This is a genomic window from Streptomyces sp. NRRL F-6492, from assembly GCF_001280125.1.
GTDB lineage: Bacteria > Actinomycetota > Actinomycetes > Streptomycetales > Streptomycetaceae > Streptomyces.
The window spans coordinates 252,097-273,048 of sequence record NZ_LGEG01000001.1; the positions used below are offsets into that span (position 1 = coordinate 252,097).

Consider the following 20,952-nt stretch of genomic DNA (forward strand, 5'->3'; position numbering starts at 1 on the left):
GGCGACGAAGACCGTCAGGTCGCCGCGCGCCGGGCCAGCGCGCCGCGCGAGCGGGTCACGAGGGCGGCGAGCAGGGCCGCGCCCAGCGGGACGGCGACGAGCAGGAGGCCCAGCGTCTCCCAGGGGACGACGATCGGCAGGTCCGGCGGGGCCGTGTCGGCGCTCCAGCCCTCGGCGACGCTCATCTCGTGGTAGCGGAGCTGGTCGCGCTCCTCGGTGAGCCGGAGCCCCACGGCGGGCAGCAGCCCGGCCGCCGAGCCGAGGACCACGCCCATCGCGGCGACGACCCCGCACTGGAAACCGCTGAGCGTACGGCGGACCCGGGGCGGGGCGCCCACGGCGGCGAGCGTCTTCAGATCGGCCTCGGCGTCGGCCTGGGCGAGCCCGGTGGCGATGCCGGCGGCGCCGATGGTGACGAGGCCCGCGAAGATCGCCAGCGAGAGCAGGACGATGCCGTACTCGTTGACGAAACCTTCCTCCACGTGCAGCTCGACGCTGCTGCCGAGCTTGGCGATCTCGCTGTCGAGCTTCTGCCGCTGCTCGCTGTCCGGGAGCCGGTCGGTGGCGGCGTACACGCCCAGCGGCACGGTGGAGAGACCGGCGGCCTTGGCCGTGGCCGGGGTGATCAGGGCCTGGATCCCGTAGGAGTTCTTGCCGCCGGGCACCAGGTAGGCGGTCACGGAGCTGACCTTGCCGGGCACGGGACGGCCTTCCTCCATGGCCTTGTCGGCGGCGGCGGTGTCGGTGATCTGCTTGAGCCCGATGGTGCCGTTCTTGTCGATCTGGGCCCGGTCGAAGGTGACGATCCTGCCGTCGGCGAGGGCCTTCACGGCCCCGGGGTCGTCCACGCCGAGGACCTGGAGGAGCTTGGCGTCACCGACGAGCAGGCCGCCGTCGACGTAGATCCCGCTGTGGAAGGACTCCTTGCAGCGCCAGTCGTCGGTGATCATCTTCCGCCGCTGGTCGGGCGTGAACCTCTCCGCGGGGTCGCCGCCGCCGGGGACCGACACGTACAGCGGGCACTCGTTCGCCGGGGGCACGACGACCTCGAAGCGGCCGCAGCCCGCGTCGTTGCTCCACGGGGGGCAGCCGGGCTTGCCGACCACGACGCGGTCGACGTCGGCGCGCAGCTCGACGGGCAGGTACCGCTGGACGGCCTCGCGGACCGCCGGGACGTCCCGGCCGCCCTCTTCCCGGACGAAGGCGGCGGCGGCGCCGTACGGCAGCCTGGGCTCGTACGAGGCCCTGTTCTCGGCCTCCCGGCTCGCCATGTAGGTCGAGACGGCGACCGTTCCCGCGACGGCGGCGAGGACGGCGGCGACGGCCGGAGCCGTACGGCCCCGGTTGCGGACGGCGTCCCGCAGCGCGAGGCGCGGCGAGAGCGGAAGCCAGCGTCCACTGCGTCCGAACAGGCCCACCAGGGCCGGGGTCATCGCGACGACACCCAGCTCGGCGAGGGCGGAGCCGGCCGCCACCAGGGCGACCTGCTCGGTCACGAGCGAGCCGAGGAGGGCGACGGACGCACCGATCACGACCGCCACGAGACCGATCACCGGCAGCACGCGGCTGCTGCGGCGGACACCGCGCCGGCCGGTGAGCGAGGAGAGGACGCTCTGCCGGGAGGCGGTGACGGCCGGGACGATCGCGGCGAGCAGACCGGTCAGGACCGCGAGCAGCGCGATGGCGAGGATTTCGAGCGGCCGGACGTCGAAGGCGCCGAACCGCTGGCCCATCGCCTCTTCGAGGAGCGGCTGGAGCGCCAGGGTCAGGGCCACGGCGAGCACGGTGCCGACGACGGCGGCCGCGACGCCGATGACCAGACCGCCGCTCAGCACGATCGCCCGGATGTGGCTGCGGGCACCGCCGTTGGCACCGACCAGACCGAGCTGGCGGCGCGAGCGGCGGGCGCCGACCGCGAAGGCGGGACCGGCGAGGAGGCAGATCTCCAGCATCGCCAGGCCCACGACGGTCGCGACCGCGGCGAGTTCGGCGGCGCGGTCCGCGGTCCCGGCCTCGTAGTTGCCCCAGCCCTCCTTCTGGTAGAGCGGGACGTCGGCGTCGGCGGGCGGGGCGAGCAGCACGGCGCGCGAGGCGACGAGAACGCCCTTGGTGTTGATCTCCTGGACCGTGTTCCACGTGAAACCACCGGGCTTCCGCACCAGGTACGACACGGAGGACCCGGGGGCCGACAGACCGGCCTTCTCGACGGCCTTCCCGTACGGGGCGAGGAAGGCGCCGGGGAGCGCGTTGACCTGATCGGTGTTGAGCGAGTCGGGAAGTTCGTACGAGCCGACGATCCGATACGGACGCTCGAAGTTGCGAGCGGAAAGGGTCGAGCCGACCGACAGACCGCTGGTCTCCAGGAAGTGCGAGGTCGCCATGACCTCGTCGTTCTTCTCCGGGTAACGCCCCTCCAGGAGCGGCATGATGCCCCGGGCGATCGGGTCGGACGCCTTCAGCTCGCGCACCTCGGTCATGAGCAGACCGTGGGACGTGGTCAGCTTGGCCGATCCGGTGCGGTCCGTGAGGACGGTGGAGCCCGCGGGGAAGGTCCTGGTGACGTCGGTGGAGCCCGACGGCCACCGTTCGTCGTCCTCCTTCCTGGCCGGAGCGTTCATGTCACCGGCCGGATCCTGGAGGATCGGCACGCCGCCCATGTCGGCGTCCCGGAAGCGCGCGTCGGCCGCGCCGATCGTCCGGTCCACCTTCTCGGCGGGGGACAGCTCCGCGCTGCGGAAGGTCAGGTCGAAGGCGCTGACGCCCAGGATGGGCAGGGCGATCATCGCGAGGACGAGGGCGCTGCGGCCCTTGGCGCGCCAGGCGTCACGACGGGCTATGCGGATCGCGGCCCGCCAGGAGTGGAACCAGGTCTTCACGCCTCCGCCACCCGGCCCGTGAGGAGGGAGTCGGCCTCGCTGCGCACGGTCTGGTCGACGATGGCGCCGTCCCGCAGGAACACGACGCGGTCGGCCCAGGCGGCGAACCGCGGCTCGTGGGTGACGAGGACGCCGGCGGCGCCCGCGTCGCAGCGGGAGCGGAGCAGGGCGAGGACGGACTCGCCGGTCTCGGAGTCGAGGGCGCCGGTCGGCTCGTCGGCGAGGACCAGACGGCGGTCGCCGACCAGGGCGCGGGCGATGGCCACGCGCTGCTGCTGACCGCCGGACATCTCGTCGGGGAAGCGGTCGGCGAGGTGGCCGAGGGACATCTCCTCCAGGGCGGCGAGGGCCTCGACGCGCGCCTTGCGGGCGGAGGTCCCGTCCAGCTCGCGGGGCAGGGCCACGTTCTCGGCGGCGGTGAGGGCCGGGATGAGGTTGTAGTCCTGGAAGACGTAGCCGATGCTGCGGCGGCGCAGGGCCGCGAGCTGCTTGATGCCGACCTTGGTGATGTCGGTGTCCTCGACGATCACCTCGCCCGAGGTGGGGGAGTCCAGGCCGCCCGCGATGGTGAGCAGGGTGGACTTGCCGGATCCCGACGGACCCATGACGGCGACGAGCTCACCGGGGTACACGGCAAGGTCGATGCCGCGCAGGGCGTGCACCTCGGTGGCGCCCGAGCCGTGGACCCGGGTCAGGTTCTTCAGTTGCAGCACGGGCTGCTGTGCGGACATGGAAGGGTTCCCCCCTTGGTCGTACCGGGCGGTCGGCCGGGTACGGAGCGTGCGGTGGAAGGTGGTGCGTCAGAGGTTCGGAGGTACGGAAAGGGGCGCGAGCGGTCGGCGGCCGCGCCCCGGTGCCGGGAGCGGACGGCCCGCGCGCGCCGGTGTCACGGACGGGCGGCGTCCGCGCCCGACTGCGCGGCGGGAGCCGGGGCGGGCGCCTCGGCGGCCGGTGCGGCCGGTGCGGCCGGTGCGTCCTGCGCGTCCGGTGCCGACCGCGCGGTCGCCGAGAGGCGGATCAGCCGGGACTCGCAGTGGTCCAGCCAGCGCGCCTCGGCCTCCGTCTGGAAGATCAGCTGCTCCAGGACGAGCAGCCAGGCCACGTCGTCCCGCTCCCGCGCCCCGCCGCTCTCGACGGCCAGGAGCGCCTGGGCCTTGAGCCGGGTGTAGTCCTGCATCGCCTGCACGGTGTGCCGGCGCTGGGACTGGATGACGTCGCGGATGTCGACGCTCGGCGCGCCCACCGCCATGGCGAGCTTGATGGCCAGCTCGTCACGGGCGGGGCTGGTGCGGTCCACCGGCTTCCCGAACCAGGTCTTCAGCTCGGTGCGGCCGCTGTCGGTGATCGTGTAGAGCGTGTGCCCGGCCTCGTCCTCGCCGCCCTGCGCGACCATCCCGTCGCGCTCCAGACGGCTGAGGGTCGTGTAGACCTGGCCGACGTTGAGCGGCCAGGTGGAACCGGTGCGGGACTCGAACTCCGTACGGAGCTGAGAGCCGTAACGCGGGCCGCGTTCGAGGAGGGCGAGGAGCCCGTGGCGGATCGACATACTCAGTATGTATACCGGGTATGCCGTGGCGGACAACCGACCTGGGGTGGAAGCGGGAGGTCCCACTCAAGGGGGACCCCGGCCCTCCGCACCGGCTCAGCGGCGGCGCATCCGAAGCCCCAGGAAGCCGATGCCGAGCCCCATCAGAGCCAGCCCCACCCCCAGGGTCAGCACGGGAACCCGCTGGTGGACGAGGTTCGGAGCGGTCTCGGTGCCCGCCCGGGGCGCGACGGCGGGCAGGCTGGCGGGCGCGGCCTCGGGCGGCGCGGCCTCCTCCTCGGGTACGGCTCCGCCCTCCTCCTCCTCGCCCTCCCACGGGTCGGATTCCGTAGCGGTTTCGGTACGAGGAGGGCTCTCCGGGGGCGTCGGACCGGTGGCGGTCTCGGTGCGGCCGGGGCGGATCCTGCCCTCCGCGGCGGGCCGCCCCGCCAGGGAGGGGGACGCCTCCGGCGCGGGGGCGTCCGAGGCCCCGGCGTACTGCGCGGCCGGGGAGACCGCTCCGGAACCGGCGGGAGCGGGCGCGGGGGAGACGGCGCCACCGGTACGCCCCGGAGGGGCGGAGACGGGGGCGGGTCCGGAGGCGGAGGCGGTGACAGAGGGGGTTCCGGAGCGGGTTCCGGAGGCGGGGGCGGACGGCGAGACGGTCGCGGAGGGCGTTCCCGAAGGGGGCGCGGAGGACACGGAGGGAGCCGGGGGCGCCGCCGGGGTGGTACCGGGGGGCGTGGGCGTCGGGGCCGTGGTGCCCGCCGTCGCGCCCGCCGTGGCGCCGGGAGGCACCGCCGCGTGCGCGAGGGGCGCGGCGTACAGGGTGCAGGCGCAGAGGAACGCGCAGGTGAGCGCGGGGCGCGGGGCTCGCGCCCGTGCCCCGCGGAGTACTGGAGTCACCGGGTGACCCCCTCCCGTACCGAGCCGCCGAGGTGTTCGACTCAGCGTCACATGACGGGACAATTCCGGCATCCGGGAGGCGCCCGACAGGCGCCCGGGAAGCGCCCCCGGAGCACCCGGGAGGCACTCCGGGAGCTACCAGGGAGGCACCCGACAGGCGCCCGGCAGATGCCCGGTGGGCACCCGACAGGCCCCTGGCAGACGTGCGGCAGGCGTCCGGCCGGCCTCCGGAGGGGGCGCTGAACAGATAGCCCCGGGACCTACTGCGGCGGGTTGCCCGTCGAGACCTGGAGCGTGAACTCCGCGTCCTTGGCGGTGATGTCCGTACCGGCCGGCGGGTACTGCTCCAGGACCGTGTCCTCGCCGTACGTGGACTCGTCCACCGGGGTCTCGACCTTGATCTTCCATCCGGCGGCCTGGACGCAGTCCTTCACCGACTGGAGGTTCCGGTACTTGAAGTTGGGCACCTCGAACTTCTCGGGGTCCTCGCTCGACTCCCTCGGCTGGGTGCACTTCTTCACGTCGACGGTCTTGGTCAGGTCGGGGCCCTTGTGGCCCGGCGCCGCCGACTGGCTCTGCTGGGTGCCCGTGCCGCCGGTGCCGCCCGCCCCCGGGTCCTTCACGTCGTCCTTGTCGAGGCTGAGCGCCACGATCAGACCGCCGATCGCGAGCACGGCGACCGCGATCGCGCCCACGATCACTGGGGTGTTCCGCCGGGAGCCGCCGCCCGCCGGGGCGGACGTGTGCGTCTGGGCGTACGGCGCCGGCGTCGGGGCCTGGGCGTACGGCGCGGGCACCGGGGCCTGCTGCGGGTAGCCGTACGCCGGGGCGGGCGTGGGGGTCGCGTACGGCCCCGGCTGCGGCGTCGGCGCCGGGTACGGCGGCTGCACGCCGTGCGGTCCGGAGTGCGGACCGGGCGGCGGGGTCTGGCCGACCGGCGGGAAGACCGCCGAGCCGACGCCCGCGCCACTGCTGACCGGCCCGCCCGCGACGATCACGGGGGCGCCGGTCCGCCCGGCCGACAGGACCCGCAGGCACTCGTCGCGCATGGCCGCCGCGCTCGGGAACCGCTCGTTCGGGTTCTTCCGCAGCGCGCGGGCGACGAGCGCGTCCATCGCGGGCGTCACCGAGCGGTTGACGGAGGACGGGGCGACCGGCTCCTCCTGCACGTGCGCGTACGCGATGGCGAGCGGGGAGTCGGCGTCGAAGGGGAGACGGCCCGTGAGGAGCTGGAAGAGCATGATGCCGACCGAGTAGAGGTCGGAGCGGGCGTCCACCGCGCGGCCGAGGGCCTGCTCGGGGGAGAGGTACTGCGGGGTGCCGACGACCATGCCGGTCTGCGTCATCGAGGTGACCCCCGACTGCATGGCCCGCGCGATGCCGAAGTCCATGACCTTGACCACGCCGCGCCTGGTGGTCATCACGTTGCCCGGCTTGATGTCCCGGTGGACCAGGCCCATCTCGTGGCTGACCTCCAGGGCGGCGAGCACGTCGGCCGTGACCCTCAGCGCCTTGTCGGCCGGCATCGCGCCGTACTGCCGCACGTCCGAGGCGAGGACCGAGCCGAGCGGCTGCCCCTCCACGTACTCCATGACGATGTACGGCATGACGGCGCCGTCGAGGGTGTCCTCGCCGGTGTCGAAGACCGAGACGATGTTGGTGTGCGACAGCTTCGCGACGGCCTGCGCCTCGCGCCGGAACCGCTCGCGGAAGGACTGCTCCCGGCCCAGCTCCGTGTGCAGCGTCTTGATGGCGACCTGCCGGTCGAGGGCGGTGTCGTACGCCAGGTACACCGACGCCATGCCGCCCTCGCCGAGAAGATCGCGCAGCTGGTACCGGCCGCCCGCGACCGAACCGCCCGCGTAGCGGCCCTGTGCGCCGTCCTGGCTCATCTGTGCTTCCCCCTACGCGCGCGTGGCGGCGTCGTTCCCGGATTTTCCCGGCCAAGTCTGCCCCAGGGCGGTGACACGTCAAGCCGGGTGCCCGTTACGTGACCCTCCGCACAGGAAGCGTTTCCGAACCGGTGCGGGAATGCGTCGAATTTGCACAGGTGTACGTGAACGGGATTGGATGGCCGGTCCATCTCGGACCGTGATGTCGTACGGAGCCTGTAGCGTGACGACTGGACACGGCACGACAGACGACGGCGAGGACTGATGGCACCCGAATCCGGAGCAGGCGGCGGCGTGCCGGACTCGTCGGCGGAGTCCTGGGGCGTCGGCGGAGTCGTCGGCGACGGGCGCTACCGCCTGACGCACCGTCTGGGACGCGGCGGCATGGCCGAGGTGTTCGCGGCGGAGGACGTACGGCTCGGCCGTACCGTGGCGGTCAAGCTGCTGCGCGCGGACCTCGCCGAGGACCCGGTCTCCAAGGCCCGCTTCACGCGTGAGGCGCAGTCCGTCGCCGGTCTCAACCACCACGCGATCGTCGCCGTGTACGACTCCGGCGAGGACCTGGTGGGCGGCCGGCCCGTGCCGTACATCGTGATGGAGCTGGTCGAGGGCCGCACCATCCGCGACCTGCTGCTGAGCGCCGAGGCGCCCGGTCCCGAGCAGGCCCTGATCATCGTCTCCGGGGTCCTGGAGGCGCTGGCCTACTCGCACCAGCACGGCATCGTGCACCGCGACATCAAGCCGGCGAACGTGATCATCACCCACAGCGGTGCGGTGAAGGTCATGGACTTCGGCATCGCCCGCGCCCTGCACGGCGCGCAGTCGACGATGACCCAGACCGGCATGGTCATGGGCACGCCGCAGTACCTCTCCCCCGAGCAGGCGCTCGGCAAGGCCGTGGACCACCGCTCCGACCTGTACGCGACGGGCTGCCTGCTCTACGAACTCCTCTCGCTGCGTCCCCCGTTCACCGGCGAGACCCCGCTGTCCGTCGTCTACCAGCACGTCCAGGACGTGCCGGTCCCGCCGTCCGACGTCACCGGGTCCGTGCCGCCGGAGCTGGACGGCCTGGTGATGCGCTCGCTCGCGAAGGACCCGGACGACCGGTTCCAGAGCGCCGAGGAGATGCGCGGGCTCATCCAGTACGCCCTCCAGATGCTCCAGCAGCAGGGCGGGTACACCGGCACGTGGAACACCGGTCCGATCGAGGCGCACGACGGCGGGCGCACCCCGGCCGGCGGCGTGGCCGCGACGACCGCCATGGGCCACCCGATGCACGGCGAGACCGCGCAGGGCCCGATCCTTCCGCCGATGAACCCCGACGACGGCGGGTTCGCCGGCTACGACGGCGGTACGGGCGGCAGCGGCGGCTACGGCCAGGGCGGCTCGTACGGGTCGCAGGGCGGCGGCGGTGGCGGCCGGGGCAAGGTGTGGCTGTTCGCCGCGCTCGCGCTGGTCGCGGTGGTCGCCGGGGTCGCGTTCGCCCTCAGCAAGGCGGGCGGGAACGGCGGCGGCGGTGGCACGGAGAACAAGACGCCGACCGTCACCACCTCGCCCTCGGTGACGCCCTCGGAGGAGCCCACGCCCTCGGAGCAGCAGACCCGGGACCAGACGCAGGACCCGGGCACGTCCAGCGACGGGACGACCCGGGAGCCGTGGACCGAGCAGCCGACGCGGCAGCCGGACTGGCCCACGGGCACGCCGACCACCACGCCGCCGGTCGAGCCGACCACCACGCCGCCGGTCGAGCCCACGAGGACGCCCACGAAGACGACCGAGCCGACGATCCGTCCCACGACCCCGCCGGTCACCGAGCCGACCGGCGACCCCTCCGGGGGCGCCGACGGCGGCGGCGAGGGGGAGCCGGGCACCCAGCCGCCGGCCACCGGCGAGGGCTCCGGCTGACGGACCCGGCCGGGAACGGCCCCGCCGGGCCGGGCGCGCGCCGCGCTCACCCCGCGAAGGCCTCCCGGACCGCCTCGTACTCGCGGGTCCACCAGACCGCCAGGGCCGACACCGCGGGGAACTGCGCGTCGGCCCTCCGGTCGTGCAGCTGGTAGCGCCAGCGCAGGGTCCAGAAGTCGTTGAGCCGCTCCCACCACACCCGGTGCGCCGCCGCCGCCAGCTCGGCGCCGTCGGCGCCCGTCGCCCGCCGGTACGCGCGCGCGTAGGCCCGCACCTTCCCCAGGGCCAGCTCGCCCTCCGGCCGTACGAAGAAGATGGCGGCGGCCCTGACCGCCTCCTCGGTCCTCGGGCGGAGCCCGAGGCGGTCCCAGTCGACGATCGCGGCGGGCTCCGCGCCCCGGTACAGCAGGTTCAGCGGGTGGAAGTCGCCGTGCACCCAGCCGGCGGCCGAGGCGGCCGGGGGCCGGTGGTGGGCGTGCCGGGCGAGCAGTCCGCGGCGCTCCCTGAGCCGGTGCTCGGCGAGCGCGTCGAAGCTGTCGCGGGGGCGGTGCGCGCGGACGAGGCGGATCAGCTCGTCGATGGCCCGGAAGGTGTCCTGGGGGTCCGCGCTCGCGCACGGGTCCGCGTCCGTCCCGCCGGCCTCCGGGGCGTCCATCACCCGGTCGAGCGCGGTGTGGACCTGCCCGAGGAGGGTGCCCAGGCGGCGGCAGCAGCCGGTGGAGAGCTGGCCGCCGTCCCGGTGGCGGCCCTCGACCCAGGGGTGCAGGGCGTAGCAGTGGCCGCCGACGACGACGACCGTACGGCCCCGGGCGTCGGCGAGCGGCGGGGCGACGGGCAGGCCCAGGGCGTGCAGGCGCTGGGTGGCGCGGTGCTGGCGGGCGACGGTGGCCCGGTCGGCGGTGGCGGCGTCCAGGTGCTGCTTGAGGAAGTAGGTGCCGCGGGTGGTGGTGAGGCGGAAGCCGCGGTTGAGCAGCCCCTCGGTGACCGGCACGCAGGCCAGCGGCTCACCGGCGTGACGGTGCCGCCGCAGCAGGGCGTCGACGGGCGGGGCGCCGGGGGGCCGGGCGGGCCGGGTCGGCGGAGCGCCGCCGGACCGTACGGGCGGGGCGCCGCCGGGCCGGGTCCCTGCGGTCCGGGGGTGCGGTGGCGGTGCGCCGGTCGGCGGGGGGAGCGTTTCAGATGAGCGCGGCACCCGCCAGATGTTAGATCACGCTACGTGGTGGAGGTGTCGCCGTACGGAACGGGCGGCGGGCCGGACGCCCGCGGTCTCGCTCGCGTAGTCGAGCGCGTGCACCGTCACGAACTGCGGTTCGATCCGCAGGTAGACCGGGACGAAGGGCTCGCCGTCCACCAGCTCCGGCTCCGGACCGAAGGCCGCGCGCTCCTCCCGGGTCGGCTCGACGACCCTCGCGGTGCCGCTGAACTGCACGGACCAGATGTGCTCGGCCCCCGAGTCGAAGTTGTCCGCCCCGTACGCGACGACGCCGCCGTTGCAGGCGCGGTGGTAGCCGAGGCCCTCGTGCATCCGCAGCAGCACCCGGCCGTCGACCACGATGTGGCGGGCCGGGGCGACGAAGGGCATCGCCCGCATGCTCGTCGCCACCCGGCCGTACGACACGCGGTTCAGCAGCTCGATGGCGCGGATCTCGTCGGTGGACATGTCTTCCACTCTCCGTCACCGCCGTACGCCCGAGAAGGGGCCCCCGCCCCCCTCGCGGAGGGACGTAGGTCCCGAAGCGGACCGGTCAGCGCTTCTCGGCCTGCATCCGCGCCACGTACGCCGCGGCCTGCGAGCGCCGCTCCATGCCCAGCTTCGACAGCAGGCTGGACACGTAGTTCTTGATGGTCTTCTCCGCGAGGTGGAGCCGCTCGCCGATGACCCGGTTGGTCAGGCCCTCGCCGATCAGGTCCAGGATCCTGCGCTCCTGCTCCGTCAGGTGGGAGAGCTTGTCGTCGCCCTTGGGGGCGTTGCCGTCGCGCAGCCGCTCCAGGACCCGGGCGGTCGCCACCGGGTCGAGCAGCGACTTGCCGGCCGCCACGTCCCGCACCGCGTTCAGGAGCTCGTTGCCCCGGATGGCCTTGAGGACGTAGCCCGAGGCCCCGGCCATGATCGCGTCGAAGAGGGCCTCGTCGTCCGCGAAGGAGGTCAGCATGAGGCACTTGATGTCCTCGTTCCGCGAGCGGATCTCCCGGCACACCTCCACCCCGCTGCCGTCCGGGAGCCGGACGTCGAGGACGGCGACGTCCGGACGGGTCGCGGGGATCCTGACCAGCGCGTCAGCCGCTGTGCCGGCCTCGCCGACGACCTCGATGTCGCTCTCCACGGAGAGCAGCTCGTGGACGCCGCGCCGGACGACTTCATGGTCGTCCAACAGGAATACCGTGATTTTTCCTTCTTCGCGCACGCTGTCAGTCTCACATATTGGCTCTTCCCGCGCCCGGGGTGCGCGGGATAACGTGCCGCTTGTTCCGGCGGCCCGCCAGGCCGTTGCCGACGCGCTGACCAGCCGCTGTTCCCCTTTTCCTCGATTTACTTGGAAATCCAAGCAAAAACGCAGGTCAAGAGGGGTTTCGCGGGAATGCCGCGCTGTGGGTAACGTGCCTATGACAGGGCGCTCGCCGGGGCACTTGTCACGCCCGACCCCGGCCGCGTCGCACCCACCCCGTGCGAAGGGTACGGATAAGGCGGAGAGCCGCACTGGCCTCACCGGCGAACCCGGGGGCCGGACCGACGGAGGAGCACGCACGTGACCGTGGAGAGCACTGCCGCGCGCAAGACGACGCGACGCAGCAGCGGCACCAAGCGCACCGCAAGCGCGAGCCCGAGCACCACCAAGAAGACGAGCACGCGCGCCGCGGCGGGAGCGACGGAGCCCGAGCTCGTCCAGCTCCTGACGCCCGAAGGGGAGCGCGTCCAGCATCCCGACTACGACATCGACCTGAGCGCCGAGGAGCTGCGCGGCCTCTACCGCGACATGGTCCTCACCCGTCGCTTCGACTCCGAGGCCACCTCCCTCCAGCGCCAGGGCGAGCTGGGCCTGTGGGCCTCGCTCCTGGGCCAGGAGGCCGCCCAGATCGGATCGGGCCGCGCCCTGCGCGACGACGACTACGTCTTCCCGACCTACCGCGAGCACGGCGTCGCCTGGTGTCGCGGGGTCGACCCGACGAACCTCCTCGGCATGTTCCGCGGCGTGAACAACGGCGGCTGGGATCCGAACAGCAACAATTTCCACCTGTACACGATCGTCCTCGGCTCGCAGACCCTGCACGCCACCGGCTACGCCATGGGCATCACCAAGGACGGCGCGGACTCCGCCGTGATCGCGTACTTCGGCGACGGCGCCTCCAGCCAGGGCGACGTCAACGAGTCGTTCGTCTTCTCCGCGGTCTACAACGCCCCGGTCGTGTTCTTCTGCCAGAACAACCAGTGGGCCATCTCCGAGCCCATCGAGAAGCAGACCCGCGTCCCGCTCTACCAGCGCGCCCAGGGCTTCGGCTTCCCCGGCGTCCGCGTCGACGGCAACGACGTGCTGGCCTGCCTCGCCGTCACCCGCTCCGCCCTGGAGCGCGCCCGCCGCGGCGAGGGCCCGACGCTCGTCGAGGCGTTCACCTACCGGATGGCCGCCCACACCACCTCCGACGACCCGACCCGCTACCGCCGCGACGCGGAGCGCGAGGAGTGGGAGGCCAAGGACCCGATCCTGCGCCTCAAGGCCTACCTGGAGAACGAGGGCCACGCCGACGCGGCCTTCTTCGAGGAGCTGGAGGCGGAGAGCGAGACCCTGGGCAAGCACGTCCGCGAGGTAGTCCGCGCCATGCCCGTGCCGGAGCACATGGCGATGTTCGACAACGTGTACGCGGACGGGCACGCGCTCGTCGACGAGGAACGCGCGCAGTTCGCCGCCTACCAGGCGTCCTTCGCGAACGGAGAGGCCGAGTAACCATGGCTGTTCAGAAGCTCTCCCTCGCGAAGGCGCTCAACGAGTCGCTGCGCACGGCCCTGGAGACCGACCCCAAGGTCGTCGTCATGGGTCTGGACGTCGGCAAGCTCGGCGGCGTCTTCCGGATCACCGACGGCCTGCAGAAGGACTTCGGCGAGGACCGGGTCGTCGACACCCCGCTCGCCGAGTCCGGCATCGTCGGCACCGCGATCGGCCTCGCGCTGCGCGGCTACCGGCCGGTCGTGGAGATCCAGTTCGACGGCTTCGTCTTCCCCGCGTACGACCAGATCGTCACGCAGCTCGCGAAGATGCGGGCCCGCTCGCTCGGCGCGGTCAAGGTGCCGGTCGTCATCCGCATTCCGTACGGCGGCGGCATCGGCGCGGTCGAGCACCACTCGGAGTCCCCCGAGTCGCTCTTCGCGCACGTCGCGGGCCTCAAGGTCGTCACCCCCGCGACCCCCTCCGACGCCTACTGGATGCTCCAGCAGGCGATCCAGAGCGACGACCCGGTCGTCTTCTTCGAGCCCAAGCGCCGCTACTGGGACAAGGGCGAGGTCGACACCGAGGCCATCCCCGGCGAGCTGCACAAGGCCCGGGTCGCCCGCGAGGGCACGGACCTCACCCTCCTCGCCTACGGCCCGATGGTGAAGACCTGTCTGGAGGCGGCCGCGGCCGCCGCCGAGGAGGGCAGGTCGATCGAGGTCGTGGACCTGCGCTCGATCTCCCCGATCGACTTCGACACCGTCCAGGCCTCGGTCGAGAAGACCCGCCGCCTGGTCGTCGTCCACGAGGCCCCGGTCTTCTTCGGCTCCGGCGCGGAGATCGCCGCCCGGATCACCGAGCGCTGCTTCTACCACCTGGAGGCCCCCGTCCTGCGGGTCGGCGGCTACCACGCGCCGTATCCGCCGGCGCGCCTGGAGGAGGAGTACCTGCCGGGTCTCGATCGCGTGCTCGACGCCGTCGACCGCTCGCTGGCGTACTGAGGAGAGCACCGTGACGATCCGCGAATTCAAGATGCCCGACGTGGGCGAGGGCCTCACCGAGGCCGAGATCCTCAAGTGGTACGTCCAGCCGGGCGACACCGTCACCGACGGACAGGTCGTGTGCGAGGTCGAGACGGCCAAGGCGGCCGTCGAGCTGCCGATCCCGTTCGACGGCACGGTCCACGAGCTGTGCTTCCCCGAGGGGACGACGGTCGACGTCGGCCAGGTCATCATCTCGGTGAACGTCGGCGGCGGCGCGCCCCCCGCCCCGGCGGCCCCGGTGACCGAGTCCGTCGCGGCCCAGGCCGTACCGGCGGAGCCGGTGGCCGAGGAGGACGAGCCGCAGGGCCGTCAGCCGGTCCTCGTCGGCTACGGCGTGGCCGCCAGCTCCACCAAGCGCCGCCCCCGCAAGGCCGCCGGCTCCGGGGAGGCCGCCCCGGCCGCCGCTCCCGCACAGCCGGCGCCCGTCGCCGTCTCCGTACCGGAGCAGCTCAACGGGCACGCGTCGGGGGCCGGCCGGCCGCTGGCCAAGCCGCCGGTGCGGAAACTCGCCAAGGACCTCGGCGTCGACCTGGCGACGGTCGTCCCGTCCGGCCCGGACGGGATCATCACCCGCGAGGACGTCCACGCGGCCGCCGTCCCGGCGCCCGCACCGGCCGCCGAGGCCCCGGCTCCCGTGCGGGCTCCGGCTCCCGTGCCCGCCGCGGCTCCGGCCGCCGCTCCCGCCGCGGAGGCCGGCGCCCGGGAGACCCGCGTCCCCATCAAGGGCGTACGGAAGGCCACGGCGGCGGCGATGGTCGGTTCGGCCTTCACCGCCCCGCACGTCACCGAGTTCGTGACCTTCGACATCACGCGCACGATGAAGCTGGTCGAGGAGCTGAAGTCCGACAAGGACATGGCGGGCCTGCGGGTCAACCCGCTGCTCCTCATCGCCAAGGCGATCCTGGTCGCGGTCAGGCGCAACCCGGAGATCAACGCGGCCTGGGACGAGGCGGCGCAGGAGATCGTCCTCAAGCACTACGTGAACCTGGGCATCGCCGCGGCCACCCCGCGCGGTCTGATCGTGCCGAACATCAAGGACGCGCACGCCCAGACCCTGCCCGAGCTCTCGAAGTCGCTGAGCGAGCTGGTCGCCACGGCCCGCGAGGGGAAGACGACCCCGGCGGCGATGCAGGGCGGCACCTTCACCATCACCAACGTCGGCGTCTTCGGCGTCGACACCGGTACGCCCATCCTGAACCCCGGCGAGTCCGCGATCCTCGCGGTCGGTGCGATCAAGCTCCAGCCGTGGGTCCACAAGGGCAAGGTGAAGCCGCGTCAGGTCACCACGCTGGCCCTCTCCTTCGACCACCGCCTGGTCGACGGCGAGCTCGGCTCCAAGTTCCTGGCGGACGTCGCCGCGATCCTGGAGCAGCCGAAGCGGTTGATCACCTGGGCCTGACGCCCGACTCGCGTGGTTTCACGTGAAACCGGCGCACGCGCCCACCGGGCCCCGTCCATGATGTGGACGGGGCCCTGCGCGGCATCCATGTTGTATCTATGCTGTACGCATGCCATCAGCTCCCCCTGCCGCCGACCGCGTCTACATGCACGTCAAGCAGGCCGTACTCGACCGGCGCTACGAAGGGGGCACCCTCCTGACCGAGGGCGAACTCGCCACGGCCGTGGGGGTGTCACGGACCCCCGTCCGCGAGGCGCTGCTCAAGCTGGAGATGGAAGGGCTGCTCAAGCTCTACCCGAAGAAGGGCGCCCTCGTCCTCGCCGTCTCCGCGCAGGAGATCGCCGACGTCGTCGAGACCCGGCTCCTCGTCGAGGAGTTCGCCGTCCGCCGGGCCGTACCCGCCCCCGCCGCGCTGATCGCCCGCCTCGAAGAGCTCCTGGAGGAGCAGCGGCGGCGGGCCCTGGCCGGGGACCTCGCGGCGGTCGCCGTCACCGACCGCTGCTTCCACGCCGAGATCGTCCAGCACGCCGGCAACCAGATCCTCGCCCGCCTCTACGACCAGCTCCGCGACCGCCAGTTGCGCATGGGCGTCGCCGTGATGCAGTCCCAGCCCGACCGCGTCGCCAAGAACATCGCCGAGCACGCCGAGATCCTCGACCGCGTCAAGGCCGGCGACGCCGAGGGCGCCGCGCACTGCGTCCGCCAGCACCTCAGCTGGGTCAAGGTCCTGGTCCGGGGTGAGGACCGGTGAGCGACCGCAACGGACACGGCTCCGCCGTCACCCTCCCCGGAGACCCGCCCGGCGGCCGCCGCGCCGCCCTCGTCTGGGGCGTCGGCGTCGCCGTCTACTTCGTCGCCGTCATCTTCCGCACCTCGCTCGGCGTCGCCGGACTCGACGCCGCCGAACGCTTCGACGTCAACGCCTCCGCGCTCTCCACCTTCTCCATCCTCCAGCTGCTCGTCTACGCCGGCATGCAGATACCCGTCGGCCTCATGGTCGACCGGCTCGGCACCAAGAGGGTCCTGGTCCTCGGCGTCGTCCTCTTCACCGTCGGCCAGCTCGGCTTCGCGCTCTCCCCGTCGTACGGCACCGCGCTCGCCTCCCGCGCGCTCCTCGGCTGCGGCGACGCCATGACCTTCATCAGCGTCCTGCGGCTCGGCAGCCGCTGGTTCCCCGCCCGGCGCGGCCCGCTCATCGGCCAGGTCGCCGCCCTCTTCGGCATGGCCGGGAACCTGGTCTCCACCGTCTTCATCGCCCGCGCCCTGCACGGCCTCGGCTGGACCACCACCTTCGTCGGCAGCTCCCTCGCCGGCGTCCTCGTCCTCGTCCTGCTGCTGCTCTTCCTCAAGGACCACCCCGAGGGGCACGAGCCCCGGCCTGCCGCACACGCGGGCGCGGCCTACGTCCGCCGCCAGATCGCCGAGTCCTGGCGCGAGCCCGGCACCCGGCTCGGCATGTGGGTGCACTTCACCACCCAGTTCCCGGCCATGGTGTTCCTGCTGCTGTGGGGACTGCCGTACCTCGTCGAGGCGCAGGGCCTGTCGCGGTCCACCGCCGGGACGCTGCTCACCCTGGTCGTGCTCTCGAACATGGCCGTCGGCCTCGCGTACGGGCAGATCATCGCCCGCCACCACGCGGCCCGCGCCCCGCTCGCCCTCGGCACGGTCGCGGCCACCGCCCTGCTGTGGGGGTCCACCCTCGCGTACCCCGGCGACCACGCGCCGATGTGGCTGCTCGTCACCCTCTGCCTGGTCCTCGGCGCCTGCGGGCCGGCCTCGATGATCGGCTTCGACTTCGCCCGTCCGGCGAATCCGCCGGAGCGTCAGGGAACCGCCTCCGGCATCGTCAACATGGGTGGTTTCGTCGCCTCGATGACGACGCTGCTCGCCGTCGGCGTGCTGCTCGACGCGACCGGGGACGACTACCGGATCGCGTTCTCCTCGGTGTTCGTGCTCGAAGCCCTCGGCATCGTGCAGATCCTGCGCCTCAAGGCCCGCACCCACCGCCGGGAACGGGAACGGCTCGTCGCCAGCCGCGTGGAGGCCGTGCACGTACCCGTATGACCCAAGGGGAAAGGCGGGAACTACCGGGGCGTCACCGCGAAGTTGTCGAGGATCGCCCACGCCAGCCGCTCGTCGCCCTCCACCTTGATCCGGTCGGCCGCGTCGGCCGCCCGGACCCGCCCGCAGGCCAGGCGCACGTACGTCTCCCAGTCCGTCGCGAGCGTCACCGCCGGGCCGAGCGAGGGCGCGCCGTCGATCGAACCGCGCCCCTCCGCGTCCACCCGCACCGTCCGCAGGAACTCCACCGGACCGGTCACGTCGAACACCACCGCCGAGGAGGCCGGCGCGCCCGCGTCCTTGGCGACCACCTTCGGCAGCGCCTCCAGGAGCACGTCCCGGGCCACGTGCGCCCCGGGCGAGTCCAGGTTCCCCGGCACCCCGAGCGCCGCCCGCAGGTCCTGCTCGTGCACCCACACGTCGAAGGCCCGTTCCCGGTAGGCCGCTTCCAGGGTCTGCTCGGCCCCCAGCGGGGCGCGGATCAGACGGTCGGGGGAGCGGTTCTCGTTGCGGAGCTGACGGGCCCGGCGGATCAGGATGTACTCCAGCTCCGACGTCATCTCCGGCGCCGTGTGGTGGCGCCGCACATCGACCTGGACCTCCATGTAGCGCGCGAACTCACTGCGCACGTGGTAGAGGTCGCGCGGCAGCGAGTGGATCGGCCGAGGGTCGCCGAGCATCTCCGTCTCCATGCCGATGACGTGGGACACGATGTCCCGCACCGACCAGCCAGGGCAGGGGGTCCGCCGGTTCCACTCGCCCTCCACGAGCGGCTGCACCAGCTCGGCTATCGCCTCGATGGAGTGGGTCCAGGCGTCGGCGTGGTTCTGGAGGCTGGGATGGACGGTCACGGGACCCCTCGGCGGTTCTTCGGTGCGCGGGCTGAAAACACGACTGGGTGGGAGGCTCGGACGCTAAGTTACGCTGCCCGAAGGCACCCCGGCAGTGCTTTCGTGTGACGATCGTAGGCCGGTGTTGACGGCTCGAATGCCAGGACGGTGGTAGTGTGCGCGCCTCGCTGATCCAGATCGCGGTAGACCCGGACGAACCGGTCGACGCCCGTCGCGCCCGCGCGGCACGCCTCGTACGGGAGGAGTCCGGCCGCGCCGACCTCGTCGTCCTCCCCGAACTGTGGACCGTCGGCGCCTTCGCGTCCGACCTCTTCGCCGCCGAGTCCGAGCCGCTGAACGGCCCCACGCACCGGGCGATGGCCGAGGCCGCCCGGGACGCCGGGGTCTGGCTGCACGCCGGCTCCTTCGTCGAGGCGGAGGCCGGCGCCCTCTACAACACCTCGCTCGTCCTCTCCCCCGACGGCGAACTCGCCGCCTCCTACCGGAAGATCCACCGCTTCGGCTTCGACAAGGGCGAGGCGGTGCTCATGGCCGCCGGGGAGGACCTGGTCACCGTCGACCTGCCGCACCTCACCGTCGGCGTCGGCACCTGCTACGACCTGCGCTTCCCCGAGCTCTTCCGCGGCCTGGTCGACGCGGGCGCCCAGGCCTTCGTCGTCCCGGCCGGCTGGCCCGCCCGCCGCCGCGCCCACTGGACCCTCCTGGCCCGGGCCCGCGCGGTCGAGAACCAGGCGTACGTCCTGGCCTGCGGCACCGCGGGCACCCACGCGGGCGTCGAGCAGGCCGGGCACTCGATCGTGGTCGACCCCTGGGGCGAGGCCCTGGCGGAGGCCGGGCCCGGCGAGGAGGTCCTGCGCGTCGCGCTCGACCCCGGCCGGGTCGCCACGACCCGCGAGGAGTTCCCGGCGCTCAAGGACCGGGTCCTGGGCGTGGCGACGCCGAAGCGGGCTGCGCCGACGCGGCCCTAGGGGGTGTCCGGCCGGACCCCCGAAGGGCTTCGGCAGGACCTCCGAAGGGCGCCTGCCGGACCCCCGAAGGGCGCCTGCCGGACCCCCGAAGGACTCCGGCAAACCCCCGCCGGTCACAGCGTGATCGCGTGCAGGGCCGCCCGGCCCGGTTCCGGCCCCGGGGCGTACTCCGCCCAGGCCGCCGCCAGTCTCCGTACCGCCTCCGTCAGCACCTCCGGGGCCGCCAGGAAGTGCAGCCGCAGGTGGCGGACGCTGCCGCCGAGGGCGTCGGCGGTGGCGCCGGGGAGGACGGCGACCCCGTGCCGGAGGGCGAGCTGCGCGAAGGAGACGCCGTCGCCGTGGGGGAGCCGCACCCACAGGGTCTGGCCGCCCGTCGCCTGGGCGCAGGACCAGGACGGCAGCAGCCGGGCCAGCTCGGCCCGCAGATGGTCGTGGCCCGCCCGGACCGCCCGCGTCCGGGCCGCCAGGACCGGCCCGAAACCGTCCAGGATCCTCGCCGCCGCCAGCTGGGCGGGGACGTCGCTGCCCAGGTCGTGCAGGGCCTTCAGCCGGGCGAGGCGGGCGATCAGCGGGGCCGGACCGCGTACCCAGCCGATGCGCAGCCCGCCCCACACCACCTTGCTGAGCGAACCGACCGCGATCACCTCCCCGTACGCCGAGAGCGGTGTCCACGGCACCCCGGCGTCGAAGGACAGGTCGGCGAGGGCCTCGTCGTCGACGAGCGGCACCCCCAGCGCGTTCGCCGCCTCGACGAGCCGGCGCCCGGCGAGCGGCGGCAGCACGGTCCCGGTCGGGTTCTGGAAGCGGGCCACCACATAGGCCAGGGCCGGGCGGTGACGCTCCATCATCCGCACCGCCCCGGCCACGTCGATCCCGTCCGGGCCCACCGCCACCGGCAGCGGCACGGCCGCCGCTTCCCGGAACAGGTCGAGCGCCCCCGGGTACGTCGGCGCCTCCACCAGGACCCCGTCCCCGGGCGCGAGCAATAGCCGTGTGAGCAGCGCGAGCCCCTGCTGGGCGCCGGTGGTGACCAGGACCTGGTCCGGCCCGGTCGGCACGCCCCGCGCCGCGCACCGCGCGGCGACCGCCTCCCGCAGCGCCCCGAGCCCGGCCGGGTGGTAGCCGAGGTCCCCCACGGGCAGGGCGAGGGAGCGGTACGCCTCCGTCAGCTCGGCCGGGGCCCGGTCCGGGGCCGCGCAGCTCAGCAGGATCACGTCGTCCGGCGCCTCCAGGAGGTGCAGGAAGAGCGGGTTCGACGTCTCCCGCACCCGGGGCACCCCCGCCCCCGCCCCCGTACCCGCCGACCGGAGCCGCTTCGCCATGAGCGCGGCCGGCGCCACCCGCGTACCGCTGCCCTGCCTCCGTACGAGCCGTCCCTCCTGCCGCAGCGTGTCGTAGGCGGCGACCACCGTCGTACGGCCCACGGCCAGGGCCGTCGCGAAGCGCCGGTCCGGCGGCAGGAGCGTGCCCGGCGGCAGCGCCCCCTCGTCGATCAGCCGCCGCAGCCGGGCGGCGAGCAGGAGGTACAGCGGCCCGCGCCCGGCGGACCAGCGCCCGAGCCGGGCGACCAGGACGTCGAGGGGAGGGGGGAGGGGAACGGGGG

17 protein-coding genes are annotated in these 20,952 nt (G+C 73.5%); 7 read left to right on the plus strand and 10 right to left on the minus strand.

The genetic code is table 11. The features are described 5' to 3' along the window. Positions 1 to 14: 14 nt before the first annotated feature. The 5 genes from ADL08_RS01080 to ADL08_RS01100 form a co-directional block, all read right to left on the minus strand. A complete protein-coding gene (locus ADL08_RS01080; RefSeq protein ID WP_053640070.1) occupies positions 15 to 2,876 on the minus strand; it encodes an ABC transporter permease in 2,862 nt (953 codons plus the stop codon). Continuing rightward, positions 2,873 to 3,607 carry an ABC transporter ATP-binding protein gene (locus ADL08_RS01085; RefSeq protein WP_053640071.1) on the minus strand — a complete coding sequence of 245 codons (735 nt, stop codon included), beginning with the start codon at positions 3,605 to 3,607 and terminating at the stop codon, positions 2,873 to 2,875. The genes ADL08_RS01080 and ADL08_RS01085 overlap by 4 nt, the downstream gene beginning before the upstream one ends. A gap of 155 nt (positions 3,608 to 3,762) precedes the next feature. Then, the gene (locus ADL08_RS01090) at positions 3,763 to 4,422 is read right to left on the minus strand and encodes a PadR family transcriptional regulator (RefSeq protein ID WP_053640072.1); all 660 of its coding nucleotides are present in this window, start codon (positions 4,420 to 4,422) and stop codon (positions 3,763 to 3,765) included. A gap of 96 nt (positions 4,423 to 4,518) precedes the next feature. Next, complete coding sequence (locus tag ADL08_RS01095) at positions 4,519 to 5,307, minus strand: hypothetical protein (protein ID WP_159042953.1); 789 nt, start codon at positions 5,305 to 5,307, stop codon at positions 4,519 to 4,521. Between the two features lie 260 nt (positions 5,308 to 5,567). Further along, positions 5,568 to 7,199 (minus strand): protein kinase domain-containing protein, encoded by a 1,632-nt coding sequence (locus ADL08_RS01100; RefSeq protein WP_053640074.1) that lies wholly within the window; start codon positions 7,197 to 7,199, stop codon positions 5,568 to 5,570. Positions 7,200 to 7,463: 264 nt separating this feature from the next. On the opposite strand from ADL08_RS01100, the gene ADL08_RS01105 reads away from it, so the two are divergent. Then, positions 7,464 to 9,104 carry a protein kinase domain-containing protein gene (locus ADL08_RS01105; protein ID WP_053640075.1) on the plus strand — a complete coding sequence of 547 codons (1,641 nt, stop codon included), beginning with the start codon at positions 7,464 to 7,466 and terminating at the stop codon, positions 9,102 to 9,104. A 46-nt stretch (positions 9,105 to 9,150) separates the two neighbouring features. Here the strand turns inward: ADL08_RS01105 and ADL08_RS01110 are convergent, their stop codons facing one another. The 3 genes from ADL08_RS01110 to ADL08_RS01120 form a co-directional block, all read right to left on the minus strand. Continuing rightward, a complete protein-coding gene (locus ADL08_RS01110) occupies positions 9,151 to 10,137 on the minus strand; it encodes a phosphotransferase (RefSeq protein ID WP_053640113.1) in 987 nt (328 codons plus the stop codon). A 174-nt stretch (positions 10,138 to 10,311) separates the two neighbouring features. After that, entirely contained in the window at positions 10,312 to 10,764 is a 453-nt protein-coding gene (locus ADL08_RS01115; protein WP_053640076.1) for a pyridoxamine 5'-phosphate oxidase family protein, read from the minus strand. An 85-nt stretch (positions 10,765 to 10,849) separates the two neighbouring features. Then, the gene (locus ADL08_RS01120) at positions 10,850 to 11,509 is read right to left on the minus strand and encodes a response regulator (protein ID WP_053640077.1); all 660 of its coding nucleotides are present in this window, start codon (positions 11,507 to 11,509) and stop codon (positions 10,850 to 10,852) included. Positions 11,510 to 11,851: 342 nt separating this feature from the next. Between ADL08_RS01120 and pdhA the strand changes: the two genes are divergently transcribed. From pdhA to ADL08_RS01145, 5 genes are all read left to right on the plus strand, one after another. Continuing rightward, positions 11,852 to 13,045: a pyruvate dehydrogenase (acetyl-transferring) E1 component subunit alpha gene (gene pdhA / locus ADL08_RS01125; protein ID WP_053640078.1), complete on the plus strand. Its 1,194-nt coding sequence runs from the start codon at positions 11,852 to 11,854 to the stop codon at positions 13,043 to 13,045. A 2-nt stretch (positions 13,046 to 13,047) separates the two neighbouring features. Further along, positions 13,048 to 14,028 carry an alpha-ketoacid dehydrogenase subunit beta gene (locus tag ADL08_RS01130; RefSeq protein WP_053640079.1) on the plus strand — a complete coding sequence of 327 codons (981 nt, stop codon included), beginning with the start codon at positions 13,048 to 13,050 and terminating at the stop codon, positions 14,026 to 14,028. 31 nt (positions 14,029 to 14,059) lie between these two features. Beyond that, positions 14,060 to 15,469 (plus strand): dihydrolipoamide acetyltransferase family protein, encoded by a 1,410-nt coding sequence (locus tag ADL08_RS01135; RefSeq protein ID WP_053640114.1) that lies wholly within the window; start codon positions 14,060 to 14,062, stop codon positions 15,467 to 15,469. A 109-nt stretch (positions 15,470 to 15,578) separates the two neighbouring features. Then, positions 15,579 to 16,220, plus strand: coding sequence for a GntR family transcriptional regulator (locus ADL08_RS01140; RefSeq protein ID WP_053640080.1), 642 nt, complete (start codon positions 15,579 to 15,581; stop codon positions 16,218 to 16,220). Beyond that, a complete protein-coding gene (locus tag ADL08_RS01145) occupies positions 16,217 to 17,533 on the plus strand; it encodes an MFS transporter (protein WP_053640081.1) in 1,317 nt (438 codons plus the stop codon). The genes ADL08_RS01140 and ADL08_RS01145 overlap by 4 nt, the downstream gene beginning before the upstream one ends. 20 nt (positions 17,534 to 17,553) lie before the next feature. On the opposite strand, the gene ADL08_RS01150 is transcribed toward ADL08_RS01145, so the two are convergent. Further along, entirely contained in the window at positions 17,554 to 18,381 is an 828-nt protein-coding gene (locus tag ADL08_RS01150) for a maleylpyruvate isomerase family mycothiol-dependent enzyme (protein WP_053640082.1), read from the minus strand. A 155-nt stretch (positions 18,382 to 18,536) separates the two neighbouring features. Between ADL08_RS01150 and ADL08_RS01155 the strand changes: the two genes are divergently transcribed. After that, on the plus strand, positions 18,537 to 19,349 hold the full coding sequence (locus ADL08_RS01155; protein WP_053640083.1) for a carbon-nitrogen family hydrolase: 813 nt from the start codon (positions 18,537 to 18,539) through the stop codon (positions 19,347 to 19,349). A 113-nt stretch (positions 19,350 to 19,462) separates the two neighbouring features. Here the strand turns inward: ADL08_RS01155 and ADL08_RS01160 are convergent, their stop codons facing one another. Next, positions 19,463 to 20,920: a PLP-dependent aminotransferase family protein gene (locus ADL08_RS01160; protein ID WP_063885205.1), complete on the minus strand. Its 1,458-nt coding sequence runs from the start codon at positions 20,918 to 20,920 to the stop codon at positions 19,463 to 19,465. Between the last annotated feature and the right edge of the window lie 32 nt (positions 20,921 to 20,952).